At 48.7% G+C, this 1,440-nt stretch carries 9 tRNA genes and 1 rRNA gene; all 10 read right to left on the minus strand.

Annotation, left to right across the window (positions count from 1 at the left end):
- Positions 1-235 (minus strand): 16S ribosomal RNA (locus tag AC6HVZ_RS19490); the annotation flags it as partial.
- A 245-nt stretch (positions 236-480) separates the two neighbouring features.
- A tRNA-Ala gene (locus tag AC6HVZ_RS19495) sits at positions 481-556 on the minus strand.
- A 14-nt stretch (positions 557-570) separates the two neighbouring features.
- Positions 571-647: transfer RNA gene (locus AC6HVZ_RS19500), tRNA-Pro, on the minus strand.
- A gap of 5 nt (positions 648-652) precedes the next feature.
- Positions 653-729: transfer RNA gene (locus AC6HVZ_RS19505), tRNA-Arg, on the minus strand.
- A gap of 6 nt (positions 730-735) precedes the next feature.
- Positions 736-820, minus strand: a tRNA-Leu gene (locus AC6HVZ_RS19510).
- 6 nt (positions 821-826) lie between these two features.
- A tRNA-Gly gene (locus AC6HVZ_RS19515) sits at positions 827-901 on the minus strand.
- 16 nt (positions 902-917) lie between these two features.
- Positions 918-1,002 (minus strand) — tRNA-Leu (locus AC6HVZ_RS19520).
- Positions 1,003-1,005: 3 nt separating this feature from the next.
- Positions 1,006-1,081 (minus strand) — tRNA-Lys (locus tag AC6HVZ_RS19525).
- A 54-nt stretch (positions 1,082-1,135) separates the two neighbouring features.
- Positions 1,136-1,211, minus strand: a tRNA-Thr gene (locus AC6HVZ_RS19530).
- A 7-nt stretch (positions 1,212-1,218) separates the two neighbouring features.
- Positions 1,219-1,294: transfer RNA gene (locus AC6HVZ_RS19535), tRNA-Val, on the minus strand.
- Positions 1,295-1,440: the final 146 nt, after the last annotated feature.

A 1,440-nucleotide genomic window follows, 5' to 3' on the forward strand; every position in this document is an offset into this window, starting at 1 on the left:
AAAAGCCACCTTTTACCTTCTCACCAGGTGATGAAAAGGATTATCCGGTATTAGCTCACGTTTCCGCGAGTTATCCCGATCTTACAGGTAGGTTGCCTACGTGTTACTCACCCGTCCGCCGCTCGTTCCACAAGCATCACTCCCGAAGGAGTTCAGCTTGCTTCCCGCGCTCGACTTGCATGTATTAGGCACGCCGCCAGCGTTCGTCCTGAGCCAAGATCAAACTCTCCATAAAAAGTTTGAATAGAATCGACACCAATCCATTCTATCAATTGTCTTAGCTTTAAAAATGGATTTCAGGGTAATTCGTCTTCACCCAGATTATAAAATCTGACGTCCGACATCTTACCTCTGACATCTGTTACATACTGGTTGTTTTGTTCAGTTTTCAAGGAGCAAATTATCATGTCGCTCTCAAATCAGCGACTTTATTAATATAACACGCTGACTTGTTAATGTCAACTGTATATTTCATTTTTTTGGTGGAGCCTAGCGGGATCGAACCGCTGACCTCCTGCGTGCAAGGCAGGCGCTCTCCCAGCTGAGCTAAGGCCCCATGAAAATTTTATATGGTCGGGAAGACAGGATTCGAACCTGCGACCCCATGGTCCCAAACCATGTGCTCTACCAAGCTGAGCTACTTCCCGTAAATTGGCGCGCCCGAGAGGAGTTGAACCCCTAACCTTCTGATCCGTAGTCAGACACTCTATCCAATTGAGCTACGGGCGCTAATAATGCCGAGGGCCGGACTCGAACCGGCACGGTAGAACCTACCGCAGGATTTTAAGTCCTGTGCGTCTGCCAATTCCGCCACCCCGGCTTGGCTTGGAGCGGAAGACGGGATTCGAACCCGCGACCCCCACCTTGGCAAGGTGGTGTTCTACCACTGAACTACTTCCGCATTTTAAAATAATAAATGGTGCGGGTGAAGGGAGTCGAACCCCCACATCCGAAGATACTAGATCCTAAGTCTAGCGCGTCTGCCAGTTCCGCCACACCCGCAAATGGTGAGCCATGGAGGATTCGAACCTCCGACCCTCTGATTAAAAGTCAGATGCTCTGCCGGCTGAGCTAATGGCTCGTACTGCTAATAGGCACCATTCATCATAGAATGAAGATAATATTCGTTATAAAGTGGTGCCGGCCAGAGGACTTGAACCCCCAACCTACTGATTACAAGTCAGTTGCTCTACCAGTTGAGCTAGGCCGGCATTAAAATGGTGGAGGATGCAGGGCTCGAACCTGCGACCCCCTGCTTGTAAGGCAGGTGCTCTCCCAGCTGAGCTAATCCTCCGAGTACAATTTCTTTATTAATACATATGTTATGACAATATTTCGTGCATTTAAATGTATTAGTTTAAAATAAATTTTAAGCCTGGCGGCGTCCTACTCTTGCAGGGGCAAAGCCCCAACTACCATCGGCGCTGGAGAGCTTAACTT

It is taken from the genome of Oceanobacillus sp. NCCP-135 (genome assembly GCF_059698015.1).